This window comes from Ruegeria arenilitoris (assembly GCF_013035425.1).
Lineage (GTDB): Bacteria > Pseudomonadota > Alphaproteobacteria > Rhodobacterales > Rhodobacteraceae > Ruegeria > Ruegeria arenilitoris_A.
This window is the reverse complement of the sequence record NZ_WQHX01000006.1, coordinates 55575-74114: the sequence shown is the minus strand read 5'-3', so window position 1 is coordinate 74114 and position 18540 is coordinate 55575. Positions and strand designations below refer to the sequence as shown.

Here is an 18540-nt window from a genome sequence, read left to right as displayed (position 1 = left end):
GACAGATTTACGGGGTAAACCGAGCGAAATCTTTAACGTGGCCATTCGAAGAAACTTTAGGCCTTGGCGAATCAAACCAATTCGTGTTCTGTCGCCCGGATGGTTCCCGACCGCATTTGTCGGTTTGGGATAAAAGGGAACACGGTGCGGGCCCGCTTTAGTGTCCAAATCCGAGACTGCCCCCGCAACTGTAGGCGGTGAGCAACCCGAGATCGTCCACTGGGCTTGGCCTGGGAAGGATCGGGAAAGCGATGACCCGTAAGTCAGGAGACCTGCCATCATAAGTGGAATCAATCTGGGCGGGGTGACCCAGAGGGGGGCTAAGATGTTCACAGCGGTTAATGCCGTCCAAAGAGCTGAATTTGTTTCACCTGTCCAATCGACAGCTGAAAAGCGTGCTTGCATTTCAAACCCACTTTTTAGAACACGCGAGACCGAGCGGTTACTCTCTATGTCCTCTGCGAAAGGCGCATTTCGGTCTACCTTTTCAGAATGGTTCAATAACTAATGCGGCGCGTGAAAGAACTTAAATCTGACGGGGCCAAGAGCCGCTGCCTCACCGAATTCAGCGTTGTGAACTTGATCATAGGCGCGTTGTTATTTTCGGCCATGCTTTGGTCCGCGATTTTCGCGGTGCTTTGATGTCTACAGTCCTGCAACTCCGAAATCTTTCGCTCGGTTACCGCGATCTGACTCTGTTTCGCCGTCTGTCAATGGATATCGAATCTGGCACGACGCTGGCTGTTCTGGGTTCCAACGGATCGGGTAAAAGTACCTTTGTCAAAATGCTACTTGGTTTGATGGAACCACTGTCTGGAAACCTTAAGTGGCCCATGGGTAAACCGCGTGAAATCGGTTATTTGGCGCAGATGACGGAATTCGATCGGCGGTTTCCCTTGCGTGTTCGCGATCTTGCGGCAATGGGATCTTGGCGCGGATTTGGCCTTCGCTCAGGGTTGAACAACGCGTCCCGGGTTCGGGTGGAAACTGCGCTGGACGAGGTCGGTGTACTCGACATCGCGGATCGACCTCTGCACATGCTATCCGGAGGCCAGCTTCAGCGAACCCTGTTCGCGCGTGTGATCATGCAGGACGCGCCGCTGATACTGTTGGACGAACCATTTGCAGCGGTCGACCAAAGCACCGAGGCTCATTTGCTTTGGATAATCCGTCGATGGCAAGAAGAAGGGCGCGCTGTGGTATTGGTCGTTCACGATCTCTCATCTGTGCTGGACCATTGTAGCCACGCGCTGCTGCTGGGTAGGCAAGAGGCAACACACGGCACAGTAAACGATGTACTTACGCCTGACCGTTTAGTCGCTCAGGGCTATCTCTCGGAAAGTCAGGCATCTTGGATGTTCCGTAGTGCGCCTTCGATAGTGGAGCCCGCGAATGCTTGATCTTTTGACTGAGATGTGGAGCTTCACCTTTATGCGTCGTGCATTTGTTGCGACAACGATTCTATCCGCATCGGTTGCCCCGGTTGGTGCATTTCTTGTACTGCGGCGCCTGTCGCTTGCTGGCGAAGCGATGGCTCATGCAATCACTCCGGGAATTGTAATTGGTTTCGTGACAACTGGCCTTTCAGTTATGTCATTGCTGATCGGCGGTCTAATCGCAGGTGTTGGCGTTGCTATTTTGACAGCTTTTTTGGCACGCAGAACGATACTACGCAGCGACGCTAGTCTTGCCTCACTTTACCTTATCGCACTGGCGGTCGGAATTTTCATATTGTCCGCGGCCGGTTCTGCTGTTCCTTTAAAAAGTTTTCTCTTTGGTTCAATTCTGGGTATCGACGATGCATCTTTGATACTCGTCGGCGGAGTGGCGACCGTGACTTTGATTTCCTTCGCCATTCTTTTGCGCCCGCTTATCGTAAGCACATGTGATCCTGTTTTCTTTGAGGCGAGGACACGGCGACCTTGGTTGACAGAGCAGGGGTTCATGTTGCTTTTGGTCCTGAACCTGCTGGCAGCATTCAAAACTCTGGGTACATTAATGGCCGTTGGCCTGATGATTCTGCCTGCTACAGCAGCCCGTTATTGGGCCAACACAATCACAGGGCAACTGGTTCTGGGATTTGTTTTCGCCCTGTCCAGTTGCTGGATCGGGCTGACATTGTCCTATTTGTTTCCGGAAACCCCGTCAGGCCCGGCAATAGTCCTGGTTTCAGGCTGTTTTTTCTTGGTGTCAGCCGTATTTGGTCCACTCGGTTTTGGGAGACGAATGCGCAAATCGGCAGTTTCCAAAGAAGTCCCTCTGGCGCAAATTCCACAAGAAGAGAGAGCAAGATGACTCTTACTAAGTCCCTTTATGCCGGCGTAGTCTCGGCTTGCTTCGCATTGGTCGCATGGCCGGTGCCCGCTGATGAAGACGACATTAAGATAGTTGCCAGTTTCTCTATACTTGGTGACATGGTCGAACAGGTGGTGGGCGATCTAGCCACTGTCACAACAATCGTAGGTCCCGACGCTGACGCACATGTTTATCAGCCTTCAGTTGCTGACGCTCGCGCCGTGGCCGAGGCAGACATCATCTTTGTCAACGGCTTGGGATTTGAGACATGGTCTGACACACTGATCTCAGAATCTGGTACCGAAGCGGCCGTTCACGTCGCCACAGATGGTATAACTCCGATTAAAGTTGACGGTGAAACCGACCCTCACGCGTGGAACTCGCTTTCCAACGGTGTAATCTACGTGACCAACGTTGCGGCAGCTGTTCAAAAGGCATTGCCAGAGCACGCCGATGAGATTGGCGCCAATGCTGACGCTTACATCGCTAAGCTAACGGCGTTGGATACCGAAACGAAATCGAAATTGGCCAACCTTCCTGAAAATCGTCGAACGGTTGTGACGGCGCACGACGCGTTCGGCTATCTTGCAGATGCATACGGTCTGACTTTCCTCGCACCTGTGGGCATCGATACCGAAGCGGAACCATCGGCCAAAGAACTTGCCGCACTGATCGATCAGTTGAAGGCAGAAGGCGCTGCTGCGTTGTTTGTAGAAAACATCACCAGCCCTGTATTGGTGCAGCAGATTTCAGAGGAAACTGGAATTGCGATTGGCGGACGTCTGTTTTCCGATGCGCTTTCTGAACGTGGTGGCCCGGCCACAAGTTATCTTGCAATGTTTCAACATAACTTGGGAACACTTATGGATTCATTGGCGCGCGAACCTGCCACCTAGGCGAATTCTTAGACCTTGATGGTGCAACCCGCGCTGTGACAGGAATCTGTTGGTCAATCATGAATAAGTTATTCGCTTTGGTCCCAGAGCCAAGGCGAAGTTTTGGTTGGGAAATTTTCTGTCACATTGATGAAGTGAAACGGTGAACGCGACCTCGGTCTGCTAGTTTTTGGTTCAATTCAAAGGCTTCCTCAGCGCCAGATTCCAACGCGAATACAAAGGCTTGTGTTAGAAAAAAACAAGCTGCTCCTATATCCTGCTTTGCCTCACACTCCTCGGCCGCCAACGAGTAAAGACGTATCAATTCCGTGGTGTCGCGTCTTGCATGTGCTTCCAGTAAAGCGCGATCCAATAGATCAATTTCCATAATTTTACCTGTAGCGAGCGGTTTGCTATCAAAACATGTCTTCTGCAAATAACGTTAGGTGGACCTACCCTTTTCAACTTGGGACGCAACCCAGTGATGAAAGTTATGTGTTGGTCCGTCCATGACTGGTGAAAAGCGGCCACCGTCAAACAGTGTCCCATGGCGACCTTTCTGCATACCTTCCACCACGAATATGTCTTCTTCGAACACTGTTTTCCACAGCTGAGCATTCAACGAACGCAGCTCATCAAACTCAGGCGTCTCCTGTTCGCCAGCTGCGTAGTAAAGCTCAATATGCTCTACGGTGTGTTCCTGATCGACGGGCTCCAGAACAATAGCAAAGCTGTGGTCACGTTGAACACCTAACAGGACGTTGGGGTAAACCGCGATATACTCCGCTCCTTGATCCCATTTTTCACCAAGTCCCTGAAAATCAGGCATCTTGGAACCGACATCATCAGTTAACTGACGATAGACAATTGTCCCTTGACCAGAGTAAAGATCGCGTTCCTCGATATTGTAATGATCCTCCAACCGGGAATAACTATTGAGGCCAGGATGAACCCATGGCAGGTGGTAGCTTTCACAGAAATTCTCCACTGCGAGCTTCCAGTTCGTTTTGACTTCCAATTTGAAGGAGGAGAGCGCACCGCCATGGAAAATCGGTTGCTCAAATTCCGCCCACCGGGCCATCAGGTGGCCGTGTGCCTGTTCAAACTCTGGCGCCTGTCCGTCGATGTTTACAAAGATTACGTCCCGCCAAACATATGATCGAACACGGATAAGGCCTAAATCATTTGGGTCCACATCATCGTGTTTGTTCTGGCCCGGACCGCCGACGTGGGGTGTAGCGCGCAGTTTGCCTTTCAGGTCGTAACACCAACTATGATAAGGGCAGCGAATTGCGCCGCTGATTTTCTTAGGTTCGTCAACCAGTATCATACCGCGATGCCGGCAGGTGTTCTGGAAAACCCCAATTTCTCCATCACGGTCACGCACAACCAAAAGAGGCATACCAAGGAAGTCTATCGGTCTGGCATCCCCCACTTCCGGAACGTCTTTGCCAAATCCGATTCCTGACCAATTAGCAAACAAAACAGAACGTTTCTCTTCAGCGAAAACAACTGGATCGATATAATGCTCGTTCGGCAATCCATTGGCGGTATTCACATCGGACAATACCGAAGAAAGTACGCTGTGCTTGTTCATCGACCTCTCCTGCGGAAAAATTGCGCTGCATCATATTGACCGATCACCAGATGTTTTCTCAATATTAGAAAATCTCATCGAGAGTTGATCTGACCTAAATCTTGTCCTTTCTGAATTCTTCGATGATCCAGGATTTCAACTTGCGGGCATTTCCCGATAAATCTTCATCGGGTCGTCCCACCAGATAAAACTGTTCCGGCGCATCAAGTTTATTTGTCCCAATTGGCACAAGTTTACCGGATTCGAGCATCGGGGCGATCAAACGCTTCCAACCCAGCGCCAATCCAACGCCCTTACGCGCCAATTGCAGCGCGACAGAGTAGCTGTTGACGCTTGTTTCTACAGGTATTTGCTCAGATGAGCCGAGTTGTCGGAACCAATCCATCCAAGTCGTCCAAGTCCGATCTTCGGAATCCAGATGTATAAGGCGCTGGCGGGCCAAAGTTTCAAGGTTTGCGTCCTTCAGGTTATCTGCCAGCTCAGGGCTGCCGACCGGTACCAGCGTGTCTCGGTAGAGCGCTGTGTGAGACAGCTGAGGGTCAAAATCGCGTCCGTAACGAATAAAAAAATCGATATCTGGCCGATCCTTGAACGGTCGGTCTTGAGTTATCTGGTTAATGTTCAGATCAGGAGTATCCCGCCAGAACCTTATGATGGAAGATGATAACCACAGTGCCGCCACTGCCGTGGTGGACCCGACTGTTACCTTTTCGCTGGAACGGCGATTGCGGATTGCTTCAAGAGTTTTAGAGATACGGCCAAAAGAGGTTGATACAGCTTCATACAAAGCCTTGCCGTCTTCAGTCAGATCAACGCCACGATGCCGCCGCTCGAACAGGTTGGTCTTCAACTCTCCTTCTAACGCCTTGATCTGGTGACTGACTGCCCCCGGCGTCACCAGAAGTTCAACTGCTGCGTTTTTGAAACTCAAGTGCCGGGCGGCGGCTTCAAAAACAGACAAGGTGGAAAGCGGGGGGAAATTATAGTGGCGGCGCGACATGGCTCAGGTGTGGCAACTGATTGGAGTGGTGTTGAACTAGTTCTCCTGAGTTTAATTTTTTTAACGCTAAAATCCAGATATGATTGTTATTTCACCCAACTTTACCGCGCTTAAGTGAAGATGTTTCAATGCGTATAGTCGCAAATGCGTTGAAAAACGCGTTTCTGGCCGGATTGAAATCTGTTCGATCCGTTTACCTGTTTACTTGGACTGACCATGACCACGGGCTTTTCAATTACCTCGGCTGTTGCAGGGGCCGTTTTAACGATCTCAAAAAGGGTCCGGCGATCGCGCTCGCCAACGCGCAGTACAGGGGCGGTCATGGTTACGTCGCTGCAAAGGATGCCTAGCACGAACGGCCATTAAAATAGGCGCTGCCGATTTGGGTGCCGCCAACAACGTCGTCAAAAGTCTACTGGTGGGTCTATTTTCCTTTCCAAACCGGTTCACGTTTTTCAGCAAAGGCTCTGGCACCCTCTAATTGGTCTTCGCTGGCATATAAAACATCGACGCTTGTCAGTTTCCGTTTGGTGATACGGTTCATCATGTCCTGAAACTTGGCATCTTCGGATTCTCTCACAATTTCTTTGATCGCCGCAAACACAAGCGGTGGCCCTGAAGCAATCAGCCGCGCCAGTTCCCAGGCTCGGTCCATAAGTTGATCTGCAGGCAGGATTTCGTTGACCAACCCCCAACGGTGAGCTTCTTCTGCGTCAAACCAACGGCCGGTAAGCAACAGTTCCATCGCAATATGGTAGGGGATGCGCTTTGGCAGTTTGACGCTGGCTGCGTCCGCAACAGTTCCGGAACGGATTTCCGGCAGGGCAAAGGTTGCGTGTTCAGCGGCAAGGATCATGTCTGTTGACAGGGCTAACTCCAGTCCACCTCCGCATGCGATGCCGTTAACCGCAGCGATAACCGGTTTGTTCAAATCACGCAGTTCTTGCAGGCCGCCAAAACCCCCGACACCGTAATCGCCGTCTACCGCATCCCCTTCGGCCGCTGCTTTCAGATCCCAGCCAGGGCAAAAAAACTTTTCGCCGGTCGCGGTTAGGATTGCCACGCGAAGCTCGGGATCATCTCTGAATTTGGCAAAAATCTGACCCATAATCCGACTGGTGGCTAGGTCGATAGCGTTGGCCTTGGGACGGTCCAGAGTAACTTCGAGGATAGCTCCGTCACGTCTGGTTTTGATCGGGTTCATTGGTCAGGCCTTTCGAATAAGGGCATCTGCTGCTACGGCCTTTTCAGGCGTACAGAGAAGCGGGTTAATTTCAACCTCGCCGAGCGTTTCGGCGTTTTTTATGACATAGGATTGAACTGCCTCGACAGCTTCAAGAATCCCTTGTAATTGAGCCGCTGGCTGGCCGCGATATCCATTAAGCAAAGGCGCAATCCTCAAGTGTCCAAGTGCTGAACGAACTTCCTCGGAAGAACTAGGAACCAAAAGCGAAACTGAATCTCGTAGCAGTTCGGTAAGTGTCCCTCCTGCACCAAGGGTCAGGACAAAGCCATGAGCTGAATCTCGGATAACGCCAATCAAGAGCTCAGCAACAGCTCCATCGATCATCTCCTCGATCAATATCTCAGACGTACCTATCTCGAGCGCGATCTTTGGCACGTCTTCCGGCTGAACATTCAACCTTACGGCAGAGTGTTCGGATTTATGCGCAAGGCCAACACCTTTTACTGCAAGCGGTGCATCCAATTCTTGAATGGCAAGCGAAATAGCGTCTTCGTTAGTCACCGTTCGGCTTTGCGGAACCCGCAAGCCAATGGCGGCCAGTGTTTGCTTGGATTCCGCTTCGGTCAGGGTTTTGGTCGCGGTAGTCAAACCGGGCAAGCAAACGGGAACCTGTGATGGAGGCCTGATCTGCCCGGCGGCACGGGTTGCCGCCAGAGTTTCGCGCAGCCCCATCATGGGCACTACGCCTCCAGCCAAAAGCTCCTCGGCAATATCTTCCGGTAGCAGCTCTGGCAGAGTCGCGGCCACAACAAATCTGGCGCCAGTTTGCGCGCGCGTGTTCAGTGCTGCTTTGATTGTACAAACCCAATCGGTTGGATCGGTCGTAGGGTAATCAACAATGGCAATGGTCAGATCAATGTCTTCACCTGTCATGCCAGACCACGCTTTGGTCATGGCGCCTTCGTCACGCCAGATATAAGTGTGATAATCCAAAGGGTTGTTCAAGGCTACCATTGGCCCCAAAGCTTGGCGTAGTCGAGTTGATTTGTCTTCTGAGAGCGGGGGAAAAGTCAGCCCAGTTCCAATTGCCATGTCCGCGACCAGACTGGCTTCGCCGCCCGAACAACTAATCGCTGCAATGTTCAATCCCGGCAAGGGGCCATAGACATGCAGCAGTTTCAGAGTTTCCAGAAAATCGGGCAGCGCGCTGAGCCGGGGTATCCCCAACCGATTGAGCAGGGCCTGGGCACCAGCATCGCTGCCAGCCAGTGACGCAGTGTGGGACACCGTCGCAGATTGTGCATGTTCTGACGCGCCAACTTTGAGTGCTATCAAGGGAATGCCCTTTTGATAAGCCTTTGAAGCAAGTGCCTCCCACTCGCGGATGTCTTTGAAGCCTTCGATATGCAGGCCTATTGCTGTAACCCGTGAATCGTCAAGCAATGCGGTCGCTATTTGCGCCTGCGAGGTCTGCGCCATATTTCCGCAAGTTACCATATAGGCGATGGGCAAAGCCCGTTTGTGCATGGTCAAATTGATCGCAATGTTCGAACTTTGGGTCAGTATCGCCACGCCTTTGTCCACAGGGCTGGCACCGTGCTGATCGGGCCAAAGCAAGGCTCCATCCAGCGCATTTATGAACCCATAACAGTTGGGTCCCAGGATCGGCATTTCACCTGCAGCCTGAATCAACTGCTCCTGCAAAGAGCGCCCTGTCTCATCCTCTGCCGACGCCTCAGAAAACCCCGAGGCAAAGCATACAGCGCCTCCCGCATCCATTGTGGCCAAGGTTTTAATAAGATCGACGGTCAAATGGCGGTTAACGCCGATAAAGGCAGCGTCAGGTGCAGCGGGCAATTCATCCAAAGACGAAAAGGCAGCATGGCCAGCAATCTGTTCAGCATTGGGATGCACGGGCCAGATACTTCCCTGATAACCCATACGTTTCGACTGCGTGACAACTTGCTCGCACCACGACCCGCCGCCAACAACAGCGATCGACTCAGGCTGCAGCAATCGGGAAAGGTCTGGCGTCATAATTCTTACCGCAAAATTCCAGCTTACGCGCCAAGGGGACGCAAAAGGTCACGACTAATGATGTGGCGTTGAATTTCACTGGTGCCGTCCCAGATGCGTTCCACCCGAGCGTCGCGCCAGAACCGTTCAATTGGAAAATCATCCATCAAACCCATACCGCCGAATATCTGCAGCGTAGTATCAGTGACCCGCGCCAGCATCTCTGAGGCATAAAGTTTAGCCGAAGCGATCTCACGGTTGGATGGCAAGTTTTCATCCAAGCGCCACGCGGCAGACAGTGTTAACCAGTCGGCGGCGTCGATCTCGGTAATCATGTCGGCGATCTGAAAACTCACGCCCTGAAACTTGCCGATGGATTGACCAAACTGTTTACGCTCGGCCGAATAGTTCAGCGCGTAATCAAAGCAGCGCCGGGCGCGTCCGACTGAAAAGGCGGCAACTGTCAATCGCGTGGCGTACAACCACTCATTCATGACTGCGAACCCTCCATCAACTTCACCTAGCACCTGCGCATCAGGCAGGCGACAATTGTCGAAATAGAGAATGTAGTTCTTGTAACCCTTGTGGCTGACCGATTTGTATCCTTCGCGAACTTCAAACCCCGGCATTCCGCGGTCCACCAGAAAAGTTGTAATCCGCTTTTTTGGACCTTTGGGAGTTTCGTCTACACCCGTGGCGATGAACACTATGAAAAAATCGGCGTGTTCCGCGCCCGAAATAAAGTGTTTTGAGCCATTTACGACCCAATCCCCGCCATCGCGCATGGCCTGGCATTTCATACCTCGCACATCTGAACCGGCATCAGGTTCGGTCATAGCCAGGGCATCCATCTTTTCTCCACGGACGGCAGGCAGTAAGTACCGCTCGCGCTGACTATCCTTACAGGCCATCAAAATGTTTTGAGGTCGACCAAAGAAATGCGTCAATGCCATTGAGCCGCGGCCCAGTTCGCGCTCGACCAATGTGAAGTCAAGATGAGACAATCCGGCGCCGCCAACTTCTTCGGGAAAGTTGCAGGCGTAAAAGCCCAAATCAATGCACTTCTCCTTTATCTCTTGCCCCAATTCTTGCGGTACTTGCCCGTTGCGTTCTACCAAATTTTCATGTGGGTAAATTTCGTTTTCCACAAAACTACGAACGGTGGAGACGATCATTTCCTGCTCGTCGGTCAAACCAAAATTCATTGCGCGGATTCCTTTGGCACGGAGTTGACGAATGAAACCTCGGAGCCTATTCCAGTGCAATGCATAGTTAGTATTTTTTCATGCAGAGTTGGCAAAAATTTTGGGGCAGATCTTTAACTTTCTTTTATTTGATGGCTTTTCGAACCACTGTCTGGCCAACATGGTGGAGCCCTTGCGCGCGGCAAATACTTTGTCTCGACAAAAGCTTTATACGTGGAACTTTTTCTCTCCGGATGGCCATCCAGTCAAAAGTTCCAGCGGCTTACAGGTATCGCCAAATGGTGCGTTGCAAGACGAATCCGGTGACGTTTTGGTGGTGATGCCGTCCTATGGATTTGTTTCCCTTAGCACAGAAAAAACCGCTAAAATGCTTCGCGCGTCTTCGAGACGGCACGGAAAAATTGCAGGGTTAGACACCGGAAGCTGGTTATTGGCGCGCGCCGGATTATTGGACAATTGCCGCGCGACTATTCATTGGGATGAGTTGTCGCGTTTTGAAGAAGAATTTCCAAACGTGGAAACGGTTCAGGAAAGGTTCGTCATAGACGGAAATCTACTGACTTGTATGGGGGCCATGGCCGCCTTTGATTTAGCTTCCGCACTAATCCGCGAGGATCACGGAGCCTTGCTTTCAATGGAGGTTGCCAATCTTTTGATGAACCAGGATGCAGCATCTCAATATTCCGGTCCACTGCAGTCGAGGGATACGATCGTGAACCGGATTCTGACATTGATGCAAAACAACATCGAGTCACCTATGTCTATCCAAAGCATTGCGAAAACAATTGGATGTTCTCAAAAGAAGGTTGAAACCCGAGTTCGTGCTTCGCTTGAGACAACGCCACAGGCGCTTTATCGTCGGCTTAGGTTGAATCTGGCACGAAAACTAGCGAGTGAAACTGACCAATCTATAGCGGAAATAGCCAGCCGCTGCGGGTATGACGACGCAAGCGCGATGACGCGCGCGTTCAGGGCTGAATTTGGACAGACGCCGTCAGCAATTCGAAACGCGTCGCGATCCTAAACCCGTAACGCACCAATTGGCTTGCCAAACTCGCGCAGAAAAGACCGACCCAAAGATGATGCCCCTGAGAAGCCGCAGCGCATCGCTATCTGTTCCACGCTTAACCGCGTTTCCTGTACCAAATAACGTGCATGCTGAAGCCTATAGAGCCTATAGTATTTTCCGGGCGTCATCCCTAACTCAACAGAGAAAACGCGGTTCAGGCTACGTTCTGAAATTGCCACCTGACGCGCCAATTCAAATGTGGTTAGTGGTTGTTCGACGTTTTCAGCGATTACATTCAGTGCTTCCAACAGCTTGGGTGAGCCGCGGTCGCTCAATGGCTTTGCAACGTTCGTCGCAGTTTGTCGCCTGGCCGGGTCAAACAAAAACATGCTGTACGCGTCAAACGCGGCGGCGGGTCCGAACAATTCTTTGATCAGCTCAAGCATAAGATCCAACGCGGCACTTGCACCTCCACAAGTCAAAATATTGCCGGACTTAACAAAACGCGCATTTGAGACACTCACGTTGGGAAACGCCTCCTGAAATGCATCCAGTTCCTGCCAGTGAATCGTCGCATTGTGTCCGTCCAGGACGCCGGCCTCAGCCAATAACCACGCAGCAGTGTCCAAGGCTATCACGCGCTTTGCTTTGCGGGCTGCCTTTCTCAGTTTCGCGACCATTTGCCTGGTGATGTGCTCGCGAACATGATACCCGGCGGCAATCACAAGAGTACCGCTGGTCACTTCTGGGTCGAAAGGTCTATCAGGCGACACCCGTAATCTGGATGAGCTTTGTATTGTTTCGCCACCCAGGGTCGTAACTTCCCAATCCAAGTCTGCTGTGGTTGATCGTAGCCGAACGTCACGCAGCGGCTCTAGCGCGCTTGCCAGCACCATGTTGGAGAAACCCTCTAAAAGCAGAAATTCAAACTGTTCCGACATTGATGGCAAGAAATGTGAATATTTTGACGATAAAAGTATCGAGACTTTGCTAAGAAAAAAAGTAGCGTATTTCAACTTGTCTTCAGCAGCTCGCGGAATAATTCCGCGTATTTTGCCAAAACTCTTATGCCAAGGAGCAACCAGATGCCTCTGGAAATGAACCGCGATGTTTTTATCACTTGTGCAGTCACGGGTTCAGGCAGCACGCAGGACAGGTCTCCTCATGTTCCGCGTAGCCCTGAGCAGATTGCTAACTCGGCCATAGAAGCTGCAAGGGCAGGCGCTGCGATCGTGCATTGCCACGTTCGTGATCCGGAAACCGGCACGCCCAGCCGGGACCCTGCTATGTTCCGTGAGGTGACGGAACGTATCCGGGACGCCGATGTTGACGTGGTTTTGAACCTGACGGCCGGAATGGGCGGGGACATCGTTTTTGGGCCGACCGAGTCTCCATTGCCAGTGAACGAGTCCGGTACAGATATGGCCGGCGCCACCGAGCGCATGGCGCATATCGCTGAATGTCTACCGGAAATTTGCACTTTGGATTGCGGTACGATGAACTTTGCCGAAGCTGATTACGTTATGACCAACACACCCGGCATGTTGCGAGCGATGGGCCAGATGATGACTGACTTGGGGGTCAAACCTGAGATCGAAGCCTTTGACACTGGCCACCTTTGGTTTGCCAAACAGCTTGTGAAGGAAGGCGTTCTAGATAGTCCGGCCCTCGTACAGCTGTGCATGGGCGTTCCCTGGGGCGCGCCGAATGACCTCAACACATTTATGGCGATGGTCAATAACGTACCGGACGACTGGGTTTGGTCTGCATTCTCCTTGGGGCGTGATCAAATGCCTTATGCGGCGCAGGCAGTGCTTGCAGGCGGCAACGTGCGCGTTGGATTGGAGGATAACTTGTTTCTAGAAAAGGGAGTTTTGGCGACCAACGAGCAGCTTGTCGAACGGGCGATGGGAATTATCGAGAGCATGGGAGCCCGAATTGTCGGGCCGCAGGACGTGCGGGAAAAACTTGGCCTGACAAAGCGCGCACCGGTAACACGATGAGCGGCTTGGCGAAAAAGGCAGCAATTGTCGGCGGTGGCGTTATCGGTGGTGGTTGGGTCGCCCGATTTTTGCTTAACGGTTGGGATGTTTCGGTTTTTGACCCTGATCCACAGGCTCAACGCAAGATCGGTGAAGTTCTGGCCAACGCTCGCAGAGCGTTGCCGTCGCTTTATGACAAAGCATTGCCTCCCGAAGGGAAGCTGACCTTTTGTGACACCTTAGCCGATGCACTGGCAGGGAGCACTTGGGTTCAGGAAAGCGTACCCGAAAGGCTAAACCTTAAGCATAAAATTCACGCCCAAATTCATGAGCTTGCGCCTGCTGAAGCAGTGATTGGATCATCAACTTCGGGTTTCAAACCGTCCGAACTGAACGAACACGGATCGCGTGTAGTAGTCGCGCACCCATTTAACCCGGTCTATCTGTTGCCACTGGTTGAATTGGTAGGGGACGGCGACATCTGCGCACGAGCAGCGGGTGTTTTGCGGTCATTGGGCATGTATCCATTGATTGTTCGCAAGGAAATCGACGCCCATATTGCTGATCGACTGCTCGAAGCAGTTTGGCGGGAAGGGCTTTGGTTGATCAAAGACGGGATTTGTACCACCGAAGAATTGGACGAAGCAATCCGTATGGGTTTTGGCCTACGATGGGCACAAATGGGCTTATTCGAAACATATCGCGTTGCCGGTGGCGAAGCGGGTATGAAACACTTCCTGGCTCAATTCGGCCCGGCGCTTGAATGGCCATGGACCAAGCTGATGGATGTGCCAGAATTGTCGGATGACCTTGTAGATCTGATTGCCGAACAATCGGACGCGCAATCCGGCCACATGTCTATCCGCGAACTGGAGCGGCTGCGCGATGACAACCTTATCGGAATGATGCGCGCGTTGAAAAAATCTGGCAGCGGAGCAGGTGGTGTGCTGAACGCACATGAGGCAACTTTACCTGACCCAGACGCCACCGATCTACCAGTTACCGTTGATCGTGTAATCCCGCAGAGTTGGACTGATTACAACGGCCACATGAATGAGGCTTATTACGTCGAAGCATCAGGGTTGGCCACAGATAGGTTCATGGAAATGATAGGTGCAGATGCTGATTACGTGGCTGGCGGCAACAGCTATTTTACGGTTGAAAATCATGTCTGTTACCTGTCTGAATTGCTCGCTGGCGACCGACTGACGGTGACGACGCAGGTGCTAAATGGCGACGGCAAGAAAATGCATCTGTTTCATAAGTTGCATGGGCCACGCGGCGAAGTCGCGGCAACAGTCGAGACTTTGTTGCTGCATATCGACTTGAATTCCCGCAAGACTTCGCTTCCGCTGGAACAGGTCGCGCAAAAGTTGACCTCCTATGCAAAACAGCATGCCGATTTGCCTGAACCTGAAGGTGTCGGGCGTTCGATCGGTAAAAGGGATTAACAATCAAAATCCTCGGGGATTGCCATTACACAGGTTCAGTGCGAGGTGAAAAGATAGCGATTCCAAGTTTGCGTTCATCAAGAAGACGTTATTTGGCCCGGACCTCAAAAAAACAGATTATGCAGGTCGGGGCCAGACAAGTTAGCCCGATTTCTATATCTTTCGATCCGGAACCCTTTTCAGAAACGGATCTCCTTATATGAGCCGACCCACGCGAACTGAAACGCAGCTCTTGGAAAGCCGTGCGCTTACAATCGGAATGGTGGGAAATCTGTTCATGGCGATGGCTGGGATAGTCGCAGCCTATCTTTCCAATTCACAAGCTGTGCTCATGGACGGGCTTTTTTCGTTTATTGGGTTTACTGCGGCTTTTCTTGGTAAACGTGTGACCCGGAATGCTCAGCGCAAAGCAGACAAGTACAGACCGTTTGGTTACGCAAGTGACGAGGCGATTTTCAAAACGTTCCGTTCCCTGTCCCTTTTAGGTCTTGTTATTTTTGCGATGACCAGCGCAATTCTAAACATTGTCGGATACCTGAATGGTGAGCCTCAACGGCAGTTAATTTTTGCGCCGATGTTAGTCTACTTTGCGCTTGTTGGAATGACCTGTTTGATTCTTTGGTCGTTTCACCGCAGGGCATGGATCAAGTCCGGCAAGCAAAGCGACGTGCTTCAACTTGAACAAAAGGCCGCCGCCTTTGATGCGTTGATTACCGGTTCAGCGGCAGTCGGCCTTTTGGGCATTCACGCGTTTAGAGATTGGGTTTTGGCTCCGATTGCCCCCATAGGAGATTCAATTATTGTTCTGTTACTGTGTTTGTCTGTGACACTTCAGTATTACCGCGACTTCATAGCCGGGTTGGGAGAGTTGGCTGGTGTAACAGCCAGCCCGCAGCATATCGCCTCTGCTCGTCGGGCGATACGAGAATCCCTTAGAACCGATGGGGGGTTGTTGGTGGATTTATCTATCTCCAAACTCGGCCGATACTTTACGGTTATGGTGTACTACGATCCGCAGCGGCAAATCTCGGCGGCACAAATTGACGATCTTACCCGGCAGTTGCAGGCCGACATAGCGAAGCTTTTTGAGCATTCAGAGGTTTTCGTTGTTGTGTCGCAACATGGACGTGTTCTTAGCCCGGGTTAAAGCGCCCGATGCAGCAGTAAGGACTTGCAGGCTGGGTTCCGAGGTCGGACAAAACAATTTTTGGTTAGCAAAAGTATGATTACTTGCTATGGACCCTAACACGGGGATGAATGTCGATTCACCGCCTTTTCCTTTCGCTTGGACACCGTCGTAATGGTTTCCGATGTTGAACGCAGACCGCAAATTCCTTAGCGGGTCTGATGGCTAAAACACGTGTGATAAAGAGATACGATGCAAGACTCTGATTTTCTGATTTCCCTATTCCAGACAGCAGTACAGGCCGCCGATCCACTTACCTCGCTCGGGGCGCACATGCCGGCGCCGCCCAAAGGGCGCACAATTGTAATTGGTGCTGGCAAAGGAGCAGCTCAGCTCGCCCAGGCATTTGAAACATTGTGGCAAGGTCCTCTGTCGGGTGCTGTCGTTACCCGTTACGGTTATGGCGCGGAGTGCCAGCAGATCGAAGTTCTGGAGGCATCGCACCCAGTACCAGACCAAGCAGGTTTAAAGGCCAGCCAAATCCTTATGCAAAATCTCACTGACCTGACTCCAGACGATCTGGTAGTCGCATTGATCTGTGGAGGAGGCTCTTCTCTGCTACCCTGTCCACCAGACGGACTCGAGCTGCAAGATGAACAGTTGTTGAACTCGGCCCTTTTAGCGTCTGGGGCGCCTATTTCGGTGATGAATGCCATTCGCAAACACGTCAGCGGTATCAAAGGGGGCCGTCTGGCTAAAATGGCGCATCCCGCTCGTGTTGTATCACTGATTGTTTCGGACGTTCCTGGCGACGATCCAGCGCAGGTTGCATCGGGCCCAACAGTTCCGGATTCCATCGGTCGCAAGGATGCACTGTGTCTAATCGCTGATCACCACATAAGCCTTCCGGACAGGTTACTGGCACATCTTCAATCTGTTAAAGCCGATGCACCTGCTCCGGATGATCCTCGTTTTGATCAAAACGTTGTCCAAGTAATTGCATCCGCAGGATTGTCTTTGGATGCTGCGGCTCAAGAGGCAGAAAACCAAGGTATTCCCGCCGTAATCCTTTCGGACGCGATCGAGGGCGAAGCGCGGGATGTCGCACGTGTTCACGCAGCAATTGCGCGCGAGGTTGCCAAAAAGAACAGGCCGTTCCAAAAACCCGTGGTTATTTTGTCAGGTGGCGAGACTACTGTCACTTTGCGCGGCAAGGGCAGGGGTGGACGCAACACAGAATTTCTGTTGGCGCTTGCGCAGGAGTTAGACGGAATTGAAGGAATTTCCGCCTTGGCCGCGGACACAGATGGCATCGACGGTTCAGAGGATAACGCCGGAGCATTCGTTGACGGGACCAGCTGTGCCCGAATGCGCGCTGCAGGGCGAAACCCCGCCGCGGATCTGGCGGCAAATGACGCGTTCTCTGCGTTTGAGGCTATCGGAGATTTGTTTTCGCCGGGACCAACTGGAACAAATGTTAACGACTTTCGCGCCATTCTCATTCGCTGAAGAACGATCGTAGGAGATTTTTCAAAACCTTCACAGCCAAACGCAAATATCGATCGCTTGGTGCCACCTTCAGAATTTTTACAGTTCGGTTTTGTTGACAATCCAGTTGGATTCGTGGTTGTTAGCGATAACAAAATTTGGGTATCGCAGGCACTCTATGCTGCAGCGACGATTCCAACTGTATTCTGCTGGGAATTTCGCCAAGGAGGCAAAAATGACCGTAAAGGTTGCCATTAATGGATTTGGACGTATTGGCCGATGTGTATTGCGGGCTCTGGTAGAGGCTGGGCGCAACGATGTTGCGGTCGTCGCCGTTAACGATCTTGGGCCAGTTGAAACGAACGCACACTTGTTGAAATACGATAGTGTTCATGGCCGTCTAAATGCAGACATTCGGGTAGACGGAAACACCATGCTGGTTGGCGGGCGTGAGATTCGTGTAAGCGCGGAACGCGACCCTGCAAAGCTTGAATGGGACGATGTCGACGTGGCGCTGGAATGCACCGGCATATTCACTAAAAGAGAAGCCGCCGCCAAACATCTGGAGAACGGTTCAAAAAAGGTTCTGGTTTCCGCGCCAGCCAGTGGTGCAGACAAGACCATAGTGTTTGGCGTAAATCACAAAAGCCTGACTGGTGACGATGTCGTCGTGTCGAATGCAAGCTGCACGACCAATTGTTTGTCTCCGGTCGCCAAAGTGTTGGACGACGTGTTCGGAATTGAAACCGGATATATGACGACGATCCATTCCTACACTGGTGATCAGCCGACCTTGGACACCATTCACAAAGACCTGTACCGCGCTCGCGCAGCTGCGATGTCTATGATCCCCACTTCGACTGGAGCTGCCCGAGCTGTCGGGGAAGTTCTACCGCAGCTAAAAGGGCGGTTGGATGGTTCCGCCATTAGGGTTCCAACACCGAATGTATCAGCAGTAGATTTGTGTTTTATGCCCAAACGCAGCGCGACGGTTGACGAAGTAAATGATGCCATTCGAAATGCTGCGGGTGGAGAGATGGCGGACGTCCTAGCGGTAACCGATGAACCTTTGGTGTCCAGCGATTTCAATCACGACTCGCATTCGTCGATCTTTGCGATCGACCAAACTCGATTGACCGATGGCGGGATGATGCGTGTTCTCAGCTGGTATGACAACGAGTGGGGATTTTCAAACCGTATGCTGGATACGGCTTGTGCAATGGATTCTGCACGCTGATTGATCAAAACCAGTTTTCGGGAAGTGCGGACAGATCAAACAAGGTGCTCTGTCCGCCGAAACACTGAAACTT

17 protein-coding genes and 1 riboswitch are annotated in these 18540 nt (G+C 51.8%); of the genes, 10 read left to right on the top strand and 7 right to left on the bottom strand.

Annotation, left to right across the window (positions count from 1 at the left end; genetic code table 11):
* The first annotated feature begins 84 nt into the window (after positions 1–84).
* A riboswitch (cobalamin riboswitch) is annotated at positions 85–294 on the top strand.
* A 347-nt stretch (positions 295–641) separates the two neighbouring features.
* From GOV45_RS16470 to GOV45_RS16460, 3 genes are read left to right on the top strand one after another with little or no spacing between them, the layout of a single operon-like run.
* Positions 642–1400: a metal ABC transporter ATP-binding protein gene (locus GOV45_RS16470; RefSeq protein WP_170479811.1), complete on the top strand. Its 759-nt coding sequence runs from the start codon at positions 642–644 to the stop codon at positions 1398–1400.
* The gene (locus GOV45_RS16465) at positions 1393–2295 is read left to right on the top strand and encodes a metal ABC transporter permease (protein WP_217362458.1); all 903 of its coding nucleotides are present in this window, start codon (positions 1393–1395) and stop codon (positions 2293–2295) included. The genes GOV45_RS16470 and GOV45_RS16465 overlap by 8 nt, the downstream gene beginning before the upstream one ends.
* A complete protein-coding gene (locus GOV45_RS16460) occupies positions 2292–3191 on the top strand; it encodes a metal ABC transporter solute-binding protein, Zn/Mn family (RefSeq protein WP_170479810.1) in 900 nt (299 codons plus the stop codon). Before GOV45_RS16465 ends, GOV45_RS16460 begins: the two co-directional genes overlap by 4 nt.
* Before the next feature lie 121 nt (positions 3192–3312).
* Here the strand turns inward: GOV45_RS16460 and GOV45_RS16455 are convergent, their stop codons facing one another.
* The 3 genes from GOV45_RS16455 to GOV45_RS16445 form a co-directional block, all read right to left on the bottom strand.
* Positions 3313–3558, bottom strand: a complete 246-nt coding sequence (locus tag GOV45_RS16455) for a hypothetical protein (protein ID WP_170479808.1) — start codon at positions 3556–3558, stop codon at positions 3313–3315.
* Between the two features lie 54 nt (positions 3559–3612).
* A complete protein-coding gene (locus tag GOV45_RS16450; protein WP_170479806.1) occupies positions 3613–4767 on the bottom strand; it encodes an aromatic ring-hydroxylating oxygenase subunit alpha in 1155 nt (384 codons plus the stop codon).
* 94 nt (positions 4768–4861) lie between these two features.
* Positions 4862–5767 (bottom strand): LysR substrate-binding domain-containing protein, encoded by a 906-nt coding sequence (locus GOV45_RS16445; RefSeq protein ID WP_170479805.1) that lies wholly within the window; start codon positions 5765–5767, stop codon positions 4862–4864.
* 128 nt (positions 5768–5895) lie between these two features.
* Here GOV45_RS16445 and GOV45_RS16440 point away from each other — a divergent pair, with 128 nt between their 5' ends.
* A complete protein-coding gene (locus tag GOV45_RS16440; RefSeq protein WP_170479803.1) occupies positions 5896–6117 on the top strand; it encodes a hypothetical protein in 222 nt (73 codons plus the stop codon).
* A 74-nt stretch (positions 6118–6191) separates the two neighbouring features.
* On the opposite strand, the gene GOV45_RS16435 is transcribed toward GOV45_RS16440, so the two are convergent.
* Genes GOV45_RS16435 through GOV45_RS16425 form a run of 3 tightly spaced genes read right to left on the bottom strand, consistent with a single transcriptional unit; the run spans position 6192 to position 10174 of the window.
* Positions 6192–6971, bottom strand: coding sequence for a carnitinyl-CoA dehydratase (locus tag GOV45_RS16435; protein WP_170479801.1), 780 nt, complete (start codon positions 6969–6971; stop codon positions 6192–6194).
* A gap of 3 nt (positions 6972–6974) precedes the next feature.
* Positions 6975–8990 (bottom strand): acetate--CoA ligase family protein, encoded by a 2016-nt coding sequence (locus tag GOV45_RS16430; protein ID WP_170479800.1) that lies wholly within the window; start codon positions 8988–8990, stop codon positions 6975–6977.
* Between the two features lie 23 nt (positions 8991–9013).
* Positions 9014–10174 (bottom strand): acyl-CoA dehydrogenase family protein, encoded by a 1161-nt coding sequence (locus GOV45_RS16425; protein WP_170479798.1) that lies wholly within the window; start codon positions 10172–10174, stop codon positions 9014–9016.
* A gap of 160 nt (positions 10175–10334) precedes the next feature.
* Between GOV45_RS16425 and GOV45_RS16420 the strand changes: the two genes are divergently transcribed.
* Positions 10335–11198 (top strand): GlxA family transcriptional regulator, encoded by an 864-nt coding sequence (locus GOV45_RS16420; RefSeq protein ID WP_170479797.1) that lies wholly within the window; start codon positions 10335–10337, stop codon positions 11196–11198.
* On the opposite strand, the gene GOV45_RS16415 is transcribed toward GOV45_RS16420, so the two are convergent.
* Positions 11195–12124, bottom strand: coding sequence for a GlxA family transcriptional regulator (locus tag GOV45_RS16415; protein WP_170479795.1), 930 nt, complete (start codon positions 12122–12124; stop codon positions 11195–11197). The genes GOV45_RS16420 and GOV45_RS16415 overlap by 4 nt on opposite strands.
* Before the next feature lie 144 nt (positions 12125–12268).
* Between GOV45_RS16415 and GOV45_RS16410 the strand changes: the two genes are divergently transcribed.
* The 5 genes from GOV45_RS16410 (at position 12269) to gap (ending at position 18467) form a co-directional block, all read left to right on the top strand.
* The gene (locus GOV45_RS16410; protein ID WP_170479793.1) at positions 12269–13186 is read left to right on the top strand and encodes a 3-keto-5-aminohexanoate cleavage protein; all 918 of its coding nucleotides are present in this window, start codon (positions 12269–12271) and stop codon (positions 13184–13186) included.
* Positions 13183–14616 (top strand): carnitine 3-dehydrogenase, encoded by a 1434-nt coding sequence (locus GOV45_RS16405; protein ID WP_170479791.1) that lies wholly within the window; start codon positions 13183–13185, stop codon positions 14614–14616. The genes GOV45_RS16410 and GOV45_RS16405 overlap by 4 nt, the downstream gene beginning before the upstream one ends.
* Before the next feature lie 199 nt (positions 14617–14815).
* On the top strand, positions 14816–15763 hold the full coding sequence (locus GOV45_RS16400; protein ID WP_170479790.1) for a cation transporter: 948 nt from the start codon (positions 14816–14818) through the stop codon (positions 15761–15763).
* Positions 15764–15994: 231 nt separating this feature from the next.
* Entirely contained in the window at positions 15995–17251 is a 1257-nt protein-coding gene (locus tag GOV45_RS16395; RefSeq protein ID WP_170479788.1) for a glycerate kinase type-2 family protein, read from the top strand.
* Between the two features lie 214 nt (positions 17252–17465).
* Positions 17466–18467: a type I glyceraldehyde-3-phosphate dehydrogenase gene (gap, locus tag GOV45_RS16390; RefSeq protein WP_170479786.1), complete on the top strand. Its 1002-nt coding sequence runs from the start codon at positions 17466–17468 to the stop codon at positions 18465–18467.
* Positions 18468–18540 lie beyond the last annotated feature (73 nt).